The following is a 14025-nucleotide window of genomic DNA, read 5'->3' as shown; positions in this document are numbered from 1 at the left end:
CAGGCAAGCCAGCTCCCACATTCAAGCCTTGGCTTTTTTCTTCGGCACGATCTTGCGCAACATCCGCTGTGCCAGGCGCTTCAATTTCGACTCTTTCTCAGGCATAGCCAAACCCTGTTGGCGTAGCCAATCCTTCCAGCGAATTCGCTCCTCACGCACCAGCCAGCCTTCCTGTTGGGCGAAGCTCTCCGCCAGGTACAAGCCGCGAGTACTTGCCGGGTACAGCTGGTCTTTCTTGACGGTGTACAACTCGGCCAGAGGCTGGCCATCTTTCAGCGGCATCAGGTACAGGTCGGGGCGCTGACGGTCCAGGCGTGCCACCAGTTGATCGCCTTCCAGGCGCTCGTCCACATGGAACAGGCTCAGGGACTTGGCTTCCTTGGGCACTTCCAGGCGCAGGTCGTAGATCAATTGCAGGGAGGCGGTGGGCAGGTGCACGTAGGCGCGGGGGCGCTCGATCAATTGAGTGGTGGCGCAACGTACCGGGCGGGCGGCACCGGACAGCGGGCTGAGGCGAAAGGGCAAGGCTTCACGATAATGCAGCGCGGCGGAATAAGGCGCCGGTAGCCAGGTGTCGTTGAAGCGTCCGCCAAGCCAGCCTTCCGGGGTTTCCAGCAGGCACTCTTCGGCAATTTCCTGGATCGCAGTGTGCAGCGGCAGGTTCAGTTCGTGGGCGGGCACGTAGCCGGAAATCAGCTTGAGGACCACGTCGCCACGGTCCTGGCGGCGCTGGCGTACCAGCACCCAATAATCGCGGTTCTGCCAATGCAGGGTCAGGCGTACGGATACGCCGAGGTTGGCCAGCTCCAGGGCGAAGCGTTCCGGGTCGGCCACCTCCACCGGTTTGCGGCGTTGCAGGGTCTGGGCAAAATTGAGCGGCATGCCGACGCTCTGGTAACTCAGGCCTTCGGGGGTGGCTTCGACGTGCAGCGGCAGTGTCTTGAAGTTGCTGGGGTTTTTTCTTATGAGCGTTCGCGGCATGTCGGCTCCTTCTTGCGACGGGGTCGGCCGCGTGGGCGGCATCAGAGTTGACGAATGACTTGGGCAGCGGTCGCCACGTTATGGGCCAGGTGCAGCGGATTAATGGTCCCGACAATAGCACTGGCGACGCCCGTTTGCGCAAACAACAGCATGAAACTCGCCCGAATTGGATCCATTCCAGGCTCCAGGCACACGTGGCCGCTGGCTAATGCCTTTTTCACCAGGATGCCCTTGCCATGGGCCGCCGCATAATCAATGACGGCTTTCTCGGTCTGTTCGTTCAAATTGTAGGTGATCATGGCGCAATCGCCCTGTTCCAGAGCCTTCACGCCGCCTTCTACGGTTTTGCCGGAGAAGCCGAAACCACGGATCTTGCCTTCCTTTTTCAACTCGGCCAGGGTCTGGTAGACCTCGCAGTCGTTGAGGATGTGCAGGTCGTTGCCGTCGGAGTGCACCAGCACCATGTCGATAAAATCGGTTTCAAGTCGTTTCAAACTGCGCTCGATCGACAGGCGGGTGTGGGCCGCGCTGAAGTCGTGGCTGGACAGGCCATTCTCGAACTCTTCACCGACCTTGCTGACGATCACCCAGTCCTTTCGCTGGCCACGCAGCAGCGGGCCCAGACGTTCCTCGCTCATGCCATAGGCGGGCGCCGTGTCGATCAGGTTGATGCCCAGTTCGCGAGCCTGTCGCAACAGCATGCGGGCTTCGTCGTCACCAGGAATCTGAAAACCGCTGGGGTATTTCACCCCTTGGTCGCGGCCCAGCTTGACGGTGCCCAGGCCCAGTGGCGAGACCATCAGGCCGGTGCTGCCCAGGGGGCGATGCAGGTCGTGAAGGGTGGGCAGGCTCATGGCAACAATTGCTCCCAGGCAGGTACGCCGATGGCGGGTTTTGGCAGGGCGGGCAGAGGTTCGCTGGCAGTTGGGCGGATCCCGTCACGTTCCAGGCGGTTGATCACCCGATCGGCGAAGTCCGGCGCCAACGCCAGTTTGGTCGGCCAGCCCACCAGCAGGCGGCCTTCCTCGGCGATGAAGGCGTTGTCGGGACGGGTCAGGCCTGATTGCAGCGGCTCGGCACGGTCGACCCGCAGAGTGGCCCACTGGGTCTGGCTCATGTCGATCCACGGCAGCAATTGCGCCAGCTCTTTCTGCGCGGTGGCGATCTGTTCTTCCGGTGTGCGCGCTACGCCATCGGCTTCGGCAATGTCGCCGCCCATGTACCACACCCAGTTGCCATCGGCTGCCGGGTGAGTGGTGACGGTGATGCGCGGCTTGGTGCCGCCCCCCAGGCAGTGGGCATACAACGGTTTCAGGCCGGGGCCTTTGGCGATGATCATGTGCAACGGGCGCTTTTGCATCGCTGGCTGGTTCAGACCCAGCGCGGTCAGCAGGTCCGCCGTGCCGGCGCCGGCACTCAACACGATACGTTGGGCGCGGATCTCGCGGCCGTCCACGTTCAAACCCACCAGTGTGTTGCCTTCACGCAAGGGTTCGATATGTTGTCCGGCGAGCAAACCATCACCGGCCAGCTGGGCCAGGCGTTCGATCAGGCTCGGCACGTCAACGACCAACTCTGCCAGGCGATAGACTTTGCCCTTGAAACGACGGTCTTGCAGGGCAGGCGGCAGGTCGTCCCCCTTGACCTGATCGACACGGCCGCGCACGGCCTTGCTGGCGAAAAAGCTGGTGAGGTTGCCGGCGAGCGTGCCGGGGGACCACAGGTAATGAGCGTCGGACAACAGGCGCACGCCGGTCAGATCCAGCTCACCGTTACCCGCCAGCGCTTCACGCCAGCGGCGCGGCATGTCGGCAATGGCTTCGGAGGCGCCGGTGAGCGCACCGTGCAGGGCGTATTTCGCACCGCCGTGAATGATCCCCTGGGACTTCACGCTTTGCCCGCCACCCAGGGTGGCGCTTTCCACCAACACCGTGGAAAACCCCTGGCGGCGCAGGCGCGCATTCAGCCAGAGGCCTGCAACCCCGGCGCCGACAATCAGAACGTCGGTGGACATAACGGATGGCATGGGCAACCTCAGTGTTCAAGACAAGAGGCGCAGTATACAGCGTGTTGAAGGGTGGTCAGTGCCCGGCGGTTTTCGAGAACAACTGGATCACCACCACGCCCAGCACAATCAGGCCCATCCCCAGCATCGCCGGGATATCCAGCTTCTGCCCGTAGATGAACAGCGCCGCGATGCTCACCATCACAATGCCCATCCCGGCCCACACGGCGTAGGCGACGCCCACCGGCACTGTGCGCACCACCAGCGTCAGCATCCAGAACGCCACACCGTAGCCGACGATCACCAGCAGCAGGGGGATCGGCGTGCTCCAGCCCTTGATGGCCTTCATGGAAACGGTGGCGATCACTTCCGAGCAGATGGCAATGGCCAAGTAGTAGTAAGCGACGTTCATGGGTCAATCCTCGGGTAAAGCAATCAGATAAGGCTGGCATTCTAGCGTTCAGTCAGATGGGGTAAAGTCATTACCTATCCGAATAAGAGATGGGTCGAGCCATGAGTGTGCAGTGGGATCTGGAGCAAATGCGCCTGTTTGTCAGCGTCGCCGAACACCGTTCGTTTTCGGCCGTGGCGCGTCAGCAGCGCAAGGCGCAGTCGGCGGTGAGCAATGGGATTGCGATGCTGGAGGCGGACCTTGGCGTCAGCCTGTTCGAGCGTAGCAGCGGCCGCCAACCGCGGCTGACGGAAGCCGGCAGCGTATTGCTGGAGGAGGCACGCGAAGTGTTGCGCCAGTGTGAACGGCTCAATGGCCGGGCACTGTCACTGACCCGCGGCGAGGAGGCTTGCCTGCGCCTGGCCCAGGATGAAGCCATGCTGTTTCAGCCGGTACTCGATAGCCTGGAGGCGCTGGCGGGCAAGTACCCGTTGCTGGAAGTGCAGCTGTCCAGCGCCGCGCAGGGCGATGTGGCCCGTAAGCTGGTGGAGCGCAAGGCTGACCTGGGTCTGCTGTTCTATCACGATCAAATCCCCGAAGCCCTGGAGCGACGGGTTGTCGGCAGTGTGGAGATGGTCACGGTATGCGGCGTGAATCATCCGCTGGCCAAGGAACCGTACGTGACGTGCCAGCGTCTGGCGCAGTTCCGTCAGTTGTTGATGTCGACCCAGACCAGCGTCTACCCCGGCAGCGAAGCCGCCAGCCCGTTGGTGTGGCGCGCCGACAGTTTCTACGTGTTGGCCGAATGGCTGATGAGCGGCCTGGGCTGGGCCTGGCTGCCCCGGCATATCGTGCAGTACCCGACCTATCAGCAACAAATGGTTGAGCTGGACAGCGAATGGACGCCGCCGGCCTTGGTGGTGGAGCTGGTCTGGCGGCGCGACGAGCATCTGGGGCCTGCCGCGCGCTTCCTGGCCAAACGATTTGCCGAGTGCTTGCAGGCGATCGACTGAAAAAGCCGATAAACTCCGCCGCCATGAATAGAACTCTCTACAGCTGTCTGTTTTACCTGGCGCTGCCCTTGGTGGCTTTACGTCTGTGGCTGCGCGCGCGCAAGGCGCCGGCCTATGCCAAGCGCGTCGGCGAGCGCTTCTCCTATGGCTTGCCGGTGATGCAGCCGGGCGGGATCTGGGTGCATGCCGTGTCGGTGGGCGAGAGCATTGCCGCCGCGCCCATGGTGCGCGGGTTGCTGGCGCGTTATCCGACGCTGCCGATCACCGTCACGTGTATGACGCCCACCGGGTCCGAGCGCATCCAGGCGTTGTTCGCCAACGAGCCGCGCATCCAGCATTGCTACTTGCCGTATGACTTGCCGTGCGCCGCCAAACGTTTCCTCGATCGCGTGCAGCCGAAACTGGCAGTGATCATGGAAACCGAGCTGTGGCCCAACCATATCCACGCCTGCGCCCAGCGAGGGATTCCAGTGGCGTTGGCGAATGCACGGTTGTCGGCGCGCTCGGCCAAGGGCTACGCACGCTTTGCCAAACTGACGGCGCCGATGCTGTCGCAGATGAGCCTCTTCGCTGTGCAGACGCAGACCGAAGCCCAGCGCTTCCTGAGCCTCGGGGCTCGCCCGGAAACCGTCGAAGTCACCGGCTCGATCAAGTTCGACCTGACCATCGACCCCGAACTGCCGGCGCGGGCCGCTGCGTTACGCGCGCAATGGGGCGCCAGCGAGCGCCCGGTGTGGATCGCCGCGAGCACCCATGAAGGTGAAGATGACGTGGTGCTGGCGGCGCATCGACAACTGCTCGACAGCTATCCCAATGCGCTGCTGATTCTGGTGCCGCGTCACCAGGAGCGCTTCGGGCCGATGTTCGAACTGTGTCAGCAACAAGGCTTTGCCACGGTGCGCCGTTCCAGCGGCGACGCGGTCACCGCGCAAACCGCGGTACTGCTCGGCGACACCATGGGTGAATTGCTGTTTCTGTATGCCCTCGCCGACAGCGCTTTTGTCGGCGGCAGCCTGGTGGCGACGGGCGGGCATAACCCACTGGAACCGGCGGCCTTGGCATTGCCGGTGATCATGGGGCCGCACGTGTTCAACTTCCTCGAAATCACGGCGATGATGCGCGAAGCGGGAGCGCTGCGCGAGGTGGATGACGCCGAAGGATTGGCCGAGGCCGTGCGCCAGTTGTTCGAATTGCCGCAGGATGCCCGCAAGATGGCGCAGGCTGGCCTCAAGGTGATGCAGGCCAACCAGGGCGCGCTCAAGCGCCTGCTGGACGGTTTGGACAAACTGCTTACCCGCTGACACCACCAATCAACTGTGGGAGCGGGCTTGCTCGCGAATGCGGTGTATCAGTACCAGATGCACTGGCTGACACACCGCATTCGCGAGCAAGCCCGCTCCCACATTGGTTATACGCTGTGTTTAATAGCCGGGACGGGCCTTGAGTTGTTCGGCGGCGGCCTTGGCCAGGTCCGGCGGCAGGAAGTCGCGGTCCGGGTTGTAGTCAGCCTTGAGGTAGCGCGCCAGGTCCTGCAAGTCGCCTGGGTTCAAGGTGCCCGCGGCTTGTTTCAGGCGCAGGTTGTCGAGGATGTAGTCGTAGCGGCTGTTGTTGTAGTTGCGCACCGACGCGTAGAGCTGGCGCTGTGAGTCCAGCACATCGACGATGTTGCGCGTACCCACCTGGTAGCCGATTTCCGTGGCTTCTACTGCGCTCTGGTTGGAGATGATCGACTGGCGGCGCGCCTGCACCTGCTCCACATCGGTGTTCACCGCACGGTGCAGGTTGCGGGTGTTTTCCACCACCTGGCGGCGCAGGCCTTCGCGCTGCTGCTCGGTCTGGCCCAGGCGCGAGTAGGATTCACGCACTTGCGAGCTGGTCAGCCCGCCGCTGTAGATCGGGATGCTCAGGCGCAGGCCGATGGTGCGTTGTTCCACATCGCCACGGTACGGCGTGCCGAAAGCATTCGGGTTGCTGAAGCCCAGGGCGTCGTTGTCACCTTTTTCGTATTGCGCCACGGCGTCCAGGGTCGGTGCATGCCCGGCCTTGCGCTGCTTGAGGGTTTCTTCGGCGGCGGTGACGGCGTAGTTGCTGGCGAGCAGGTTCAGGTTCTGGCGGCCGGCGGTTTCGACCCAGGCCTTGGCGTCGTTCGGCAGCGGCGGCAACACTGGCAGCGTGTGGACAATGCCCTGGATCGAGTTGTACTGACGGTTGGTCAAGGTGATCAATGCTTCGAACGCGTCTTCCACCTGGCGTTGGGCCAGGATGCGGTTGGCGCGGGCGGTGTCGTAGCTGGCCTGGGATTGAAGGACATCGGTCTTGTCCGACAGGCCGACGTCAAAGCGTTCGTTGGACTGGTCCAGCTGGCGTTTGAACGCATTTTCTTCGGCCTTGGTCGAGGCCAGGTTGTCCTGGGCACGCAGCACGGCGAAATAGTTTTCGGCGCTTTGCAGGATCAGGTTCTGTTCGGTGGCCGACAGTTGCAGCGCAGCCTGCTCGTTGGTGGCCTCGGCCGCCTGCAGTTGGAACCAGCGGTCGGCGCGGAACAGGGGCTGGCTCAAGGTGGCGCGCCAGGAGTGCGCGTCGCGGTTGGCGGTGGCGGCGGGCGTGTCGATCTGGGTGCGCACGTTATTGATATCGGCACCACCGGTCAGGTTCGGTAGCAGCCCGGCGCGGGCCTGGGGCACCACTTCTTTTTGCGCGCCGTATTGGGCACGGGCAGCGGCAAGGTCGGCGTTGTTGTCCACGGCTTCCTGGTAGACGCTGACCAAGTCGGTGTTGGCGGACAAGGGCGCTTCAGCTGCCCAGACCATTCCGTTGGTCGCACAAGACACGGCGAGAGCCAGTGAAAGTTTGCGCAGCATGAGGCGATCCCTAGTTTAAATATTACGGTGATAATTTAGCGCCCAAGGCTAAGGCGGGCCATTCCTGGCGTCAAGCATTGTGGCGGCAACCGAGTGTAGTGGTGCTGACTCGGCGCAACAATCCCGCAATCACGCCATTCATCACGCTGAATGCACCGCTATTGGCAATTTGCCCGCGGCATGGTCTAGACTGGCCGCGTTCTTGTCGGGGTGCCTTGTTGGAAGGCTGAGATCGGTAAATACCGGATCCCGTTGAACCTGATCAGGTTAGCGCCTGCGTAGGGAACAAGATTTCTCGTCACCCGGCGAGTCCTCTTGTGCTTCGTCCGGGATGCTGTTCATTTATTGAGCAGCCCTCGTGCACAGAGCACAGCACTGGTTTCAGTGCGTTCATCCGTCCCAGGTTCGCTCCGACAAAAATCCACCGCCTGGATAGTTGGAGAGCCCGTGATGAGCACAGAAATAAAAAGTACAAAACTGAAAAACACCGTGCACCTGAGTGAATCGGCCAAGGTCGACTCCGGCTCCGTGCAGCCGTTTACCCGCTCGCAAAAAATCTACGTGCAGGGCACTCGCCCGGACATCCGCGTGCCAATGCGCGAAATCAGCCTGGACGTGACCCCCACCGATTTCGGCGGTGAAATCAACGCGCCGGTTACCGTGTACGACACTTCCGGCCCCTACACTGACCCGAATGTGATCATCGACGTGCGCAAAGGCCTGGCCGATGTGCGCTCGCCGTGGATCGAAGTACGCAACGACACCGAACGCCTGCCGGGCCTCAGTTCGCACTTCGGCCAACAGCGTCTGAGCGATGCCGAACTGACCGCGCTGCGCTTCGCCCACGTGAAGAACCCGCGTCGCGCCAAGGCCGGCGCCAACGTTACGCAGATGCACTACGCACGCAAAGGCATCATCACCGCCGAGATGGAATACGTCGCCATCCGCGAAAATATGAAGCTGGAAGAAGCCCGCGCCACCGGCTTGCTCGACCAGCAGCATGCCGGCCATAGCTTCGGTGCCAGCGTGCCGAAAATCATCACCCCCGAATTCGTGCGCGAAGAAATCGCTCGCGGCCGCGCGATCATCCCGGCCAACATCAACCACACCGAACTGGAACCGATGATCATCGGCCGTAACTTCCTGGTGAAGATCAACGGCAACATCGGCAACAGCGCCCTGGGGTCGTCCATCGAAGAAGAAGTGGCGAAACTTACGTGGGGCATTCGCTGGGGTTCGGACACGGTGATGGACTTGTCCACCGGCAAGCACATCCATGAAACCCGCGAGTGGATCATCCGCAACTCGCCAGTGCCGATCGGCACCGTGCCGATCTACCAGGCCCTGGAAAAAGTCGGCGGCGCCGCCGAAGACCTGACCTGGGAACTGTTCCGTGACACCCTGATCGAACAGGCCGAGCAGGGCGTCGACTACTTCACCATCCATGCCGGCGTGCTGCTGCGCTACGTGCCGCTGACCGCCAAGCGTGTGACCGGCATCGTTTCTCGTGGCGGTTCGATCATGGCCAAGTGGTGCCTGGCGCACCACAAAGAGAACTTCACCTACACGCATTTCGACGAAATCTGCGAAATCATGAAGGCCTACGACGTCAGTTTCTCCCTTGGCGATGGCCTGCGTCCCGGTTCGATTGCCGACGCCAACGACGCCGCGCAGTTCGGCGAGCTGGAAACCCTGGGCGAGCTGACCAAGACCGCCTGGAAGCACGACGTGCAAACCATGATCGAAGGCCCCGGCCACGTGCCGATGCAGTTGATCAAGGAGAACATGGACAAGCAGCTGGAGTGCTGCGACGAAGCGCCGTTCTACACCCTCGGCCCGCTGACCACCGACATTGCGCCGGGCTATGACCACATCACCTCCGGTATCGGCGCGGCGATGATCGGCTGGTTCGGTTGCGCCATGCTTTGCTACGTCACGCCCAAGGAACACTTGGGCTTGCCGAACAAGGATGATGTGAAGACCGGGATCATCACCTACAAGATCGCCGCCCACGCGGCGGACCTCGCCAAAGGCCATCCGGGTGCACAGATCCGCGATAACGCCTTGAGCAAGGCGCGTTTCGAGTTCCGCTGGGAAGACCAGTTCAACCTCGGCCTGGACCCGGACACCGCGCGCTCGTATCACGACGAAACCCTGCCGAAGGACTCGGCCAAGGTCGCGCATTTCTGCTCGATGTGCGGGCCGAAGTTCTGCTCGATGAAGATCACCCAGGAAGTGCGTGAATACGCGGCCAACCAGCGCATTGAGGCGGTGGACGTGGATGTGGCCAAAGGCTTGGCAGAGCAGGCGCAGCGGTTCAAGCAGGAAGGGAGTCAGCTGTACAAAAAGGTCTGATCCGAGGCGGCGGTGCCTGCACCGCCGTCATCACGGGCAAGCCCGGCTCCCACAGTTGATCGCGTTGTACACAGCTTTTGTGTCCACAGCCGTTCCCTTGTGGGAGCCGGGCTTGCCCGCGATAGCGATCTCCAAAACAACACAGTGTCCCTCAGAGATAACACCCTTGAGCATTCAACCCAGCACTTACTCCCCGGACATTGCAGTGTCCGCTGACAAACGCGTCTTCGGCGCCCGCGACCTGTTCTCCCTCTGGTTCTCCCTCGGCATCGGCTTGATGGTCCTGCAAACCGGCGCATTGCTCGCGCCAGGCTTGGGCCTGTCCGGTTCGTTGCTGGCGATTTTCCTCGGCACCCTGGTGGGTGTCCTGCTGCTGGCCGCTGTCGGCGTAATCGGCAGCGACACCGGCCTGTCCGCCATGGCCGCGCTCAAGCTGAGCCTGGGGGCGAAGGGCGCGAGCCTGCCGGCGTTGCTCAATTTGCTGCAGCTGATCGGCTGGGGCTCGTTCGAAATCATCGTGATGCGCGACGCGGCCAGCCTGTTGGGTACGCGGGCGTTCAGTGAAGGCAGCCTATTGGCCAGCCCATTGCTGTGGACCCTATTCTTCGGCGGTCTGGCGACGCTGCTGGCGGTCAGTGGTCCGCTGACCTTCGTGCGCCAGATCTTGCGCAAATGGGGCATCTGGTTGTTGCTTGCCGCCTGCCTGTGGCTCACCTGGAACCTGTTCGCCAAAGCCGACCTCGCCACACTCTGGGCCAAGGCGGGTGACGGTTCGATGCCGTTCGCGGTGGGTTTTGATATCGCCATCGCCATGCCGCTGTCGTGGCTGCCGCTGATCGCCGATTACTCGCGTTTCGGCAAGCGCGCCCACAGCGTGTTCGGTGGCACGGCGCTGGGGTTCTTTATCGGTAATTTCTGGCTGATGAGCCTGGGCGTGGCCTACACCCTGGCGTTCGCACCGAGCGGCGAAGTCAACGCGCTGTTGCTGGCGTTGGCTGGGGCCGGCCTGGGGATTCCGCTTCTATTGATTCTGTTGGACGAATCGGAAAACGCCTTCGCCGATATTCACTCGGCGGCGGTATCCAGCGGGATGTTGCTGCGTTTGAAGGTCGAGCACCTGGCGTTGGCCATCGGCGTGGTCTGCACGCTTATCGCCTGCTTTGCACCGTTGGCGCAGTACCAGAACTTCCTGTTGTTGATCGGCTCGGTATTCGCGCCGCTGTTTGGGGTGGTGCTGGTGGATCATTTCATCCTGCGCCGTCGTAGCGGGGGTGCAGTAGCCAGCTTGCGCTGGCCGGCGCTACTGGCCTGGCTGGGCGGTATCGCCACTTACCACTTGCTGGCCCATCTGTATCCGGACATCGGTGCAACCCTGCCGGCGCTGGTGCTGGCAGGGCTGTTGCAGCTCATCCTGGGCCGGGTCTTCAGCGGCGCGCGGGCACCAGCTCAGGCTTGAGGATGCCCTCCAGGCGCGAGTACGGAATCTGCAACTCGACGTGGCCCAGGGCATACGGTGCGATGGTGGTGGTGGGGTACTTGAGGATCACGCCGCCATAAGTCAGCGCCACGTTCGGGGTTTTCTGGAAGGGGTAGGTTTTCACATACTCCGGCTCCAGGCTCAGGCGGGTGCTGATCAGCCAGCTGTTGTGAGCCACCTGGGCGGCTTTCCAGAACGCCTCTTCCTTGCCGGGCAACAGCATGTCGGTCAGGGTCAGGGCCTTTTGCTGCTGGCGCGAATAGTTGATGAATGCACGGCCCGGTTCGCCGTGGGTGGCACCTTGGTCCAGGTAGCTGGATAACTCGATGATCACCAAGCCGTCATGCTGTTCACGTACCTTGGCCTGCAGGTACATGCTGTTGCGTGGGGCGGCCGTTTTCAGGAATTGCTCGCGGTAGGTCTCAAGGCTGGTCGGCAGCGGGTCGTTCGGGCTGGTGCGGGTCATTTCCAGCAGGCGCTGTTCGATCAGTGCATCCAGCTTCGGCTCCTTGGCAAAGTGCACGGTGTCGATATTCACCAGTGGGCAGTCGGCGCTGGCGCAGCCTGGCTTGCTCTGCTCGGTGGCGTCGCGGGTGGCGTCCAGCGGGGTTTTGTAACTCGGCTGGAACAGGCTTTGGCAGGCACCGAGGGTCAATGCGATGCAGGCCACGGAGGCGATTTTTAAAAGCGACATGGATGTCCTTCGTCTAGCGATAAGAGCGAAATTTGTGGAGCTTCGACTACCGGCAGGGCAGTCAGTTCGCCACTAAGCTGATTAGAGTGAGTTTGACGCCCGCCGTCTATCCCGGCAACTGGAAAGGGGCTGCATCCAGAGGCATGAGCGCGTTAGGATGGCGCCAATTGCGCAGGCTCAACGAGGAAGGGATATGACGAACATCGCAAAATCGACGCCGAGCACTATCGAAATTGTTCAGCGCGACAATGCCTACCAGGGCTTCTACAAGCTTGATCGCGTGCAACTGCGCCACGAGAAGTTCGATGGCGGCATGAGCCGGGTGATCAATCGCGAAGTCTTCGTTCGTCACGATGCCGTGTGCGTGCTGCCCTACGATCCGAAGCGCGATACAGTGGTACTGATCGAGCAGTTCCGCGTAGGCGCCATGGGTCGGACCGACAACCCGTGGCTGGTGGAAATGGTCGCCGGCCTGATCGACAAGGATGAAGCGCCGGAGGAGGTTGCACACCGCGAAGCCGAGGAGGAAGCTGGGCTGACATTCTCGGCGCTGTGGCCGATCACCCAGTATTTCCCGTCGCCCGGCGGCAGTACCGAATTTGTCCACTTGTACCTGGGCCGTTGCGACAGCTCGGGCGCGGGGGGCGTCCATGGATTGGAAGAAGAAGCTGAAGATATCCGCGTCACCGTATGGGCCTTCGAAGATGCCCTGCAAGCGGTGCGCGACGGCAAAATTTCCAATGCAGCCAGCATTATCGCCCTGCAATGGCTTGCGCTTAATCGCGCGGAAGTGAGGGGGTTATGGCAGTAAAGGCACGGGAACGTTATCGAGTCGACCTGATCGGGTTGCAAGCGGCCTGCGAGGCCAACTATGCGCGGCTGATGCGCCTGCTGCCCGACATGCGCCATGCCCCCGAGGCGCGGCGCATCGGCGTGACCCATGGCGATCAAATGCTTGGCGTGCTGGCACTGGAAGTCATCGTCAATTGCCCGTACACCACCACCCTGCGCGTGCGCCAGGAGCACAGCCTGCCATGGTTGCCGGTGCCGCAACTGGAAGTGCAGGTGTACCACGACGCGCGCATGGCCGAAGTGATCAGCGCCGAACATGCGCGGCGCTTTCGCAGCATCTATCCTTACCCCAACGTGTTCATGCACCAGCCCGATGAGAAAGCACAGCTCAATGTGTTCCTCGGTGAATGGTTGAGCCACTGCCTGGCCCTGGGCCACGAGTTCGAAGTTGTGCGGTAGATGTGAACTGCATCTGCTTCCTAAGGTTTCCTCTTGTGTCCTGCCCCAGCATAATCACGCCACACGTCCATTCCTGTGATTGCCTTGGGAGAGCGCCTTGCCGAGCGTATCCACTGTGAGCCCCGATGCGCCTGCATTGCTGGTGCAATTGTCCGACAGCCACTTGTTTGCCGAGGCCGACGGTACGCTGTTGGGCATGAACACCCGCGACAGCCTGCAAGGCGTCATCGAATTGGTGCGCGCGCAGCAGCGGCGTATTGATTTGGTGTTGGCGACGGGGGACCTGTCCCAGGACGGCACACTGGAGTCGTACCAGCAATTTCGAGACATGACCCGGCAGATCGACGCCCCGGCGCGTTGGATTCCCGGCAATCACGACGAGCCGCAGATCATGGCCCACGCCGCCGTGCACAGCGATCTCTTGGAGCCGGTGGTCGATATCGGTCACTGGCGCGTCACTCTGCTGGACTCCGCTGTCCCCGGTTCGGTGCCGGGTTACCTGCAAGACCAGCAACTGCAGCGGCTCGCCCAGGCCCTGAGCGAAGCGCCGAATCGTCATCATCTGGTGTGCTTCCACCATCATCCGGTGCCCATCGGTTGTGCCTGGATGGAGCCCATCGGTTTGCGCAATCCCGATGCGTTGTTTGCCGTGCTCGACCGTTTCCCGCAGGTACGGGCGGTGCTCTGGGGCCATGTGCACCAGGAAATCGACCGCGAGCGCAACGGCGTGCGGCTGCTGGCATCGCCCTCCACCTGCATCCAGTTCGCGCCGGGCAGTGAAGATTTCAAGGTCAGCGAGCAAGCGCCGGGTTATCGCTGGCTGCGCTTGCATGCCGACGGACGGTTGGAAACTGGGGTGGAGCGGCTTCAAAATTTTGCATTTACCGTGGATTACGGCAGCAACGGCTATTAATAGCTGTAAACGCTGATCAACATGTGGGAGCGGGCTTGCTCGCGAATGCAGTGTTCCAGTCACCGGCGGTATTGGCTGACACAC

General features: G+C 62.1%; 13 protein-coding genes and 1 riboswitch. Of the genes, 7 read left to right on the top strand and 6 right to left on the bottom strand.

Translation table 11 applies throughout. The annotated features are described in order from the left end of the window. Nucleotides 1-21: 21 nt before the first annotated feature. From BMZ57_RS24495 to BMZ57_RS24480, 4 genes are read right to left on the bottom strand one after another with little or no spacing between them, the layout of a single operon-like run. Nucleotides 22-981 carry a hypothetical protein gene (locus BMZ57_RS24495; RefSeq protein ID WP_021493253.1) on the bottom strand — a complete coding sequence of 320 codons (960 nt, stop codon included), beginning with the start codon at nt 979-981 and terminating at the stop codon, nt 22-24. A gap of 41 nt (nt 982-1022) precedes the next feature. Then, entirely contained in the window at nt 1023-1835 is an 813-nt protein-coding gene (locus BMZ57_RS24490; RefSeq protein ID WP_047544075.1) for an aldo/keto reductase, read from the bottom strand. Continuing rightward, nucleotides 1832-3007: an NAD(P)/FAD-dependent oxidoreductase gene (locus BMZ57_RS24485; RefSeq protein ID WP_010213658.1), complete on the bottom strand. Its 1176-nt coding sequence runs from the start codon at nt 3005-3007 to the stop codon at nt 1832-1834. The genes BMZ57_RS24490 and BMZ57_RS24485 overlap by 4 nt, the downstream gene beginning before the upstream one ends. 55 nt (nt 3008-3062) lie before the next feature. Then, a complete protein-coding gene (locus BMZ57_RS24480; protein ID WP_010213655.1) occupies nt 3063-3398 on the bottom strand; it encodes a DMT family transporter in 336 nt (111 codons plus the stop codon). 101 nt (nt 3399-3499) lie between these two features. Between BMZ57_RS24480 and BMZ57_RS24475 the strand changes: the two genes are divergently transcribed. Beyond that, entirely contained in the window at nt 3500-4390 is an 891-nt protein-coding gene (locus BMZ57_RS24475; protein WP_010213654.1) for a LysR family transcriptional regulator, read from the top strand. Between the two features lie 23 nt (nt 4391-4413). Then, nucleotides 4414-5691 carry a lipid IV(A) 3-deoxy-D-manno-octulosonic acid transferase gene (gene waaA, locus BMZ57_RS24470; RefSeq protein ID WP_021493252.1) on the top strand — a complete coding sequence of 426 codons (1278 nt, stop codon included), beginning with the start codon at nt 4414-4416 and terminating at the stop codon, nt 5689-5691. Between the two features lie 120 nt (nt 5692-5811). On the opposite strand, the gene BMZ57_RS24465 is transcribed toward waaA, so the two are convergent. Beyond that, a complete protein-coding gene (locus tag BMZ57_RS24465; protein WP_010213649.1) occupies nt 5812-7251 on the bottom strand; it encodes a TolC family outer membrane protein in 1440 nt (479 codons plus the stop codon). Nucleotides 7252-7447: 196 nt separating this feature from the next. After that, a riboswitch (TPP riboswitch) is annotated at nt 7448-7553 on the top strand. A gap of 148 nt (nt 7554-7701) precedes the next feature. On the opposite strand from BMZ57_RS24465, the gene thiC reads away from it, so the two are divergent. Both thiC and cytX read left to right on the top strand, forming a co-directional pair. Beyond that, nucleotides 7702-9606: a phosphomethylpyrimidine synthase ThiC gene (thiC, locus tag BMZ57_RS24460; RefSeq protein WP_010213648.1), complete on the top strand. Its 1905-nt coding sequence runs from the start codon at nt 7702-7704 to the stop codon at nt 9604-9606. A gap of 166 nt (nt 9607-9772) precedes the next feature. After that, on the top strand, nt 9773-11062 hold the full coding sequence (gene cytX, locus BMZ57_RS24455) for a putative hydroxymethylpyrimidine transporter CytX (RefSeq protein ID WP_010213647.1): 1290 nt from the start codon (nt 9773-9775) through the stop codon (nt 11060-11062). Here the strand turns inward: cytX and BMZ57_RS24450 are convergent. Next, nucleotides 11031-11777, bottom strand: a complete 747-nt coding sequence (locus BMZ57_RS24450) for an RsiV family protein (RefSeq protein ID WP_042571384.1) — start codon at nt 11775-11777, stop codon at nt 11031-11033. The two genes, cytX and BMZ57_RS24450, sit on opposite strands and share 32 nt — an antisense overlap. Nucleotides 11778-11970: 193 nt before the next feature. Here BMZ57_RS24450 and BMZ57_RS24445 point away from each other — a divergent pair, with 193 nt between their 5' ends. The 3 genes from BMZ57_RS24445 to cpdA all read left to right on the top strand — a co-directional run bounded on the left by BMZ57_RS24445 (nt 11971) and on the right by cpdA (nt 13941). Continuing rightward, on the top strand, nt 11971-12588 hold the full coding sequence (locus BMZ57_RS24445; RefSeq protein WP_069672805.1) for an NUDIX domain-containing protein: 618 nt from the start codon (nt 11971-11973) through the stop codon (nt 12586-12588). Then, a complete protein-coding gene (locus BMZ57_RS24440) occupies nt 12579-13028 on the top strand; it encodes a DUF1249 domain-containing protein (protein ID WP_003171323.1) in 450 nt (149 codons plus the stop codon). The genes BMZ57_RS24445 and BMZ57_RS24440 overlap by 10 nt, the downstream gene beginning before the upstream one ends. 97 nt (nt 13029-13125) lie before the next feature. Next, nucleotides 13126-13941, top strand: coding sequence for a 3',5'-cyclic-AMP phosphodiesterase (gene cpdA, locus BMZ57_RS24435; protein WP_069672804.1), 816 nt, complete (start codon nt 13126-13128; stop codon nt 13939-13941). The last annotated feature ends 84 nt before the right edge of the window (nt 13942-14025 follow it).

Origin of the sequence: Pseudomonas simiae (assembly GCF_900111895.1) — a bacterium.
Lineage (GTDB): Bacteria > Pseudomonadota > Gammaproteobacteria > Pseudomonadales > Pseudomonadaceae > Aquipseudomonas > Aquipseudomonas simiae.
This window is presented reverse-complemented; position numbering and strand designations above follow the sequence as displayed.

What these genes read in the sequence shown, in the direction of transcription:
- BMZ57_RS24495 (WP_021493253.1), bottom strand. Translation starts at nt 981, where the DNA reads ATGCCGCGAACGCTCATAAGAAAAAACCCCAGCAACTTCAAGACACTG.
- BMZ57_RS24490 (WP_047544075.1), bottom strand. Translation starts at nt 1,835, where the DNA reads ATGAGCCTGCCCACCCTTCACGACCTGCATCGCCCCCTGGGCAGCACC.
- BMZ57_RS24485 (WP_010213658.1), bottom strand. Translation starts at nt 3,007, where the DNA reads ATGCCATCCGTTATGTCCACCGACGTTCTGATTGTCGGCGCCGGGGTT.
- BMZ57_RS24480 (WP_010213655.1), bottom strand. Translation starts at nt 3,398, where the DNA reads ATGAACGTCGCTTACTACTACTTGGCCATTGCCATCTGCTCGGAAGTG.
- BMZ57_RS24475 (WP_010213654.1), top strand. Translation starts at nt 3,500, where the DNA reads ATGAGTGTGCAGTGGGATCTGGAGCAAATGCGCCTGTTTGTCAGCGTC.
- waaA (WP_021493252.1), top strand. Translation starts at nt 4,414, where the DNA reads ATGAATAGAACTCTCTACAGCTGTCTGTTTTACCTGGCGCTGCCCTTG.
- BMZ57_RS24465 (WP_010213649.1), bottom strand. Translation starts at nt 7,251, where the DNA reads ATGCTGCGCAAACTTTCACTGGCTCTCGCCGTGTCTTGTGCGACCAAC.
- thiC (WP_010213648.1), top strand. Translation starts at nt 7,702, where the DNA reads ATGAGCACAGAAATAAAAAGTACAAAACTGAAAAACACCGTGCACCTG.
- BMZ57_RS24450 (WP_042571384.1), bottom strand. Translation starts at nt 11,777, where the DNA reads ATGTCGCTTTTAAAAATCGCCTCCGTGGCCTGCATCGCATTGACCCTC.
- BMZ57_RS24445 (WP_069672805.1), top strand. Translation starts at nt 11,971, where the DNA reads ATGACGAACATCGCAAAATCGACGCCGAGCACTATCGAAATTGTTCAG.
- BMZ57_RS24440 (WP_003171323.1), top strand. Translation starts at nt 12,579, where the DNA reads ATGGCAGTAAAGGCACGGGAACGTTATCGAGTCGACCTGATCGGGTTG.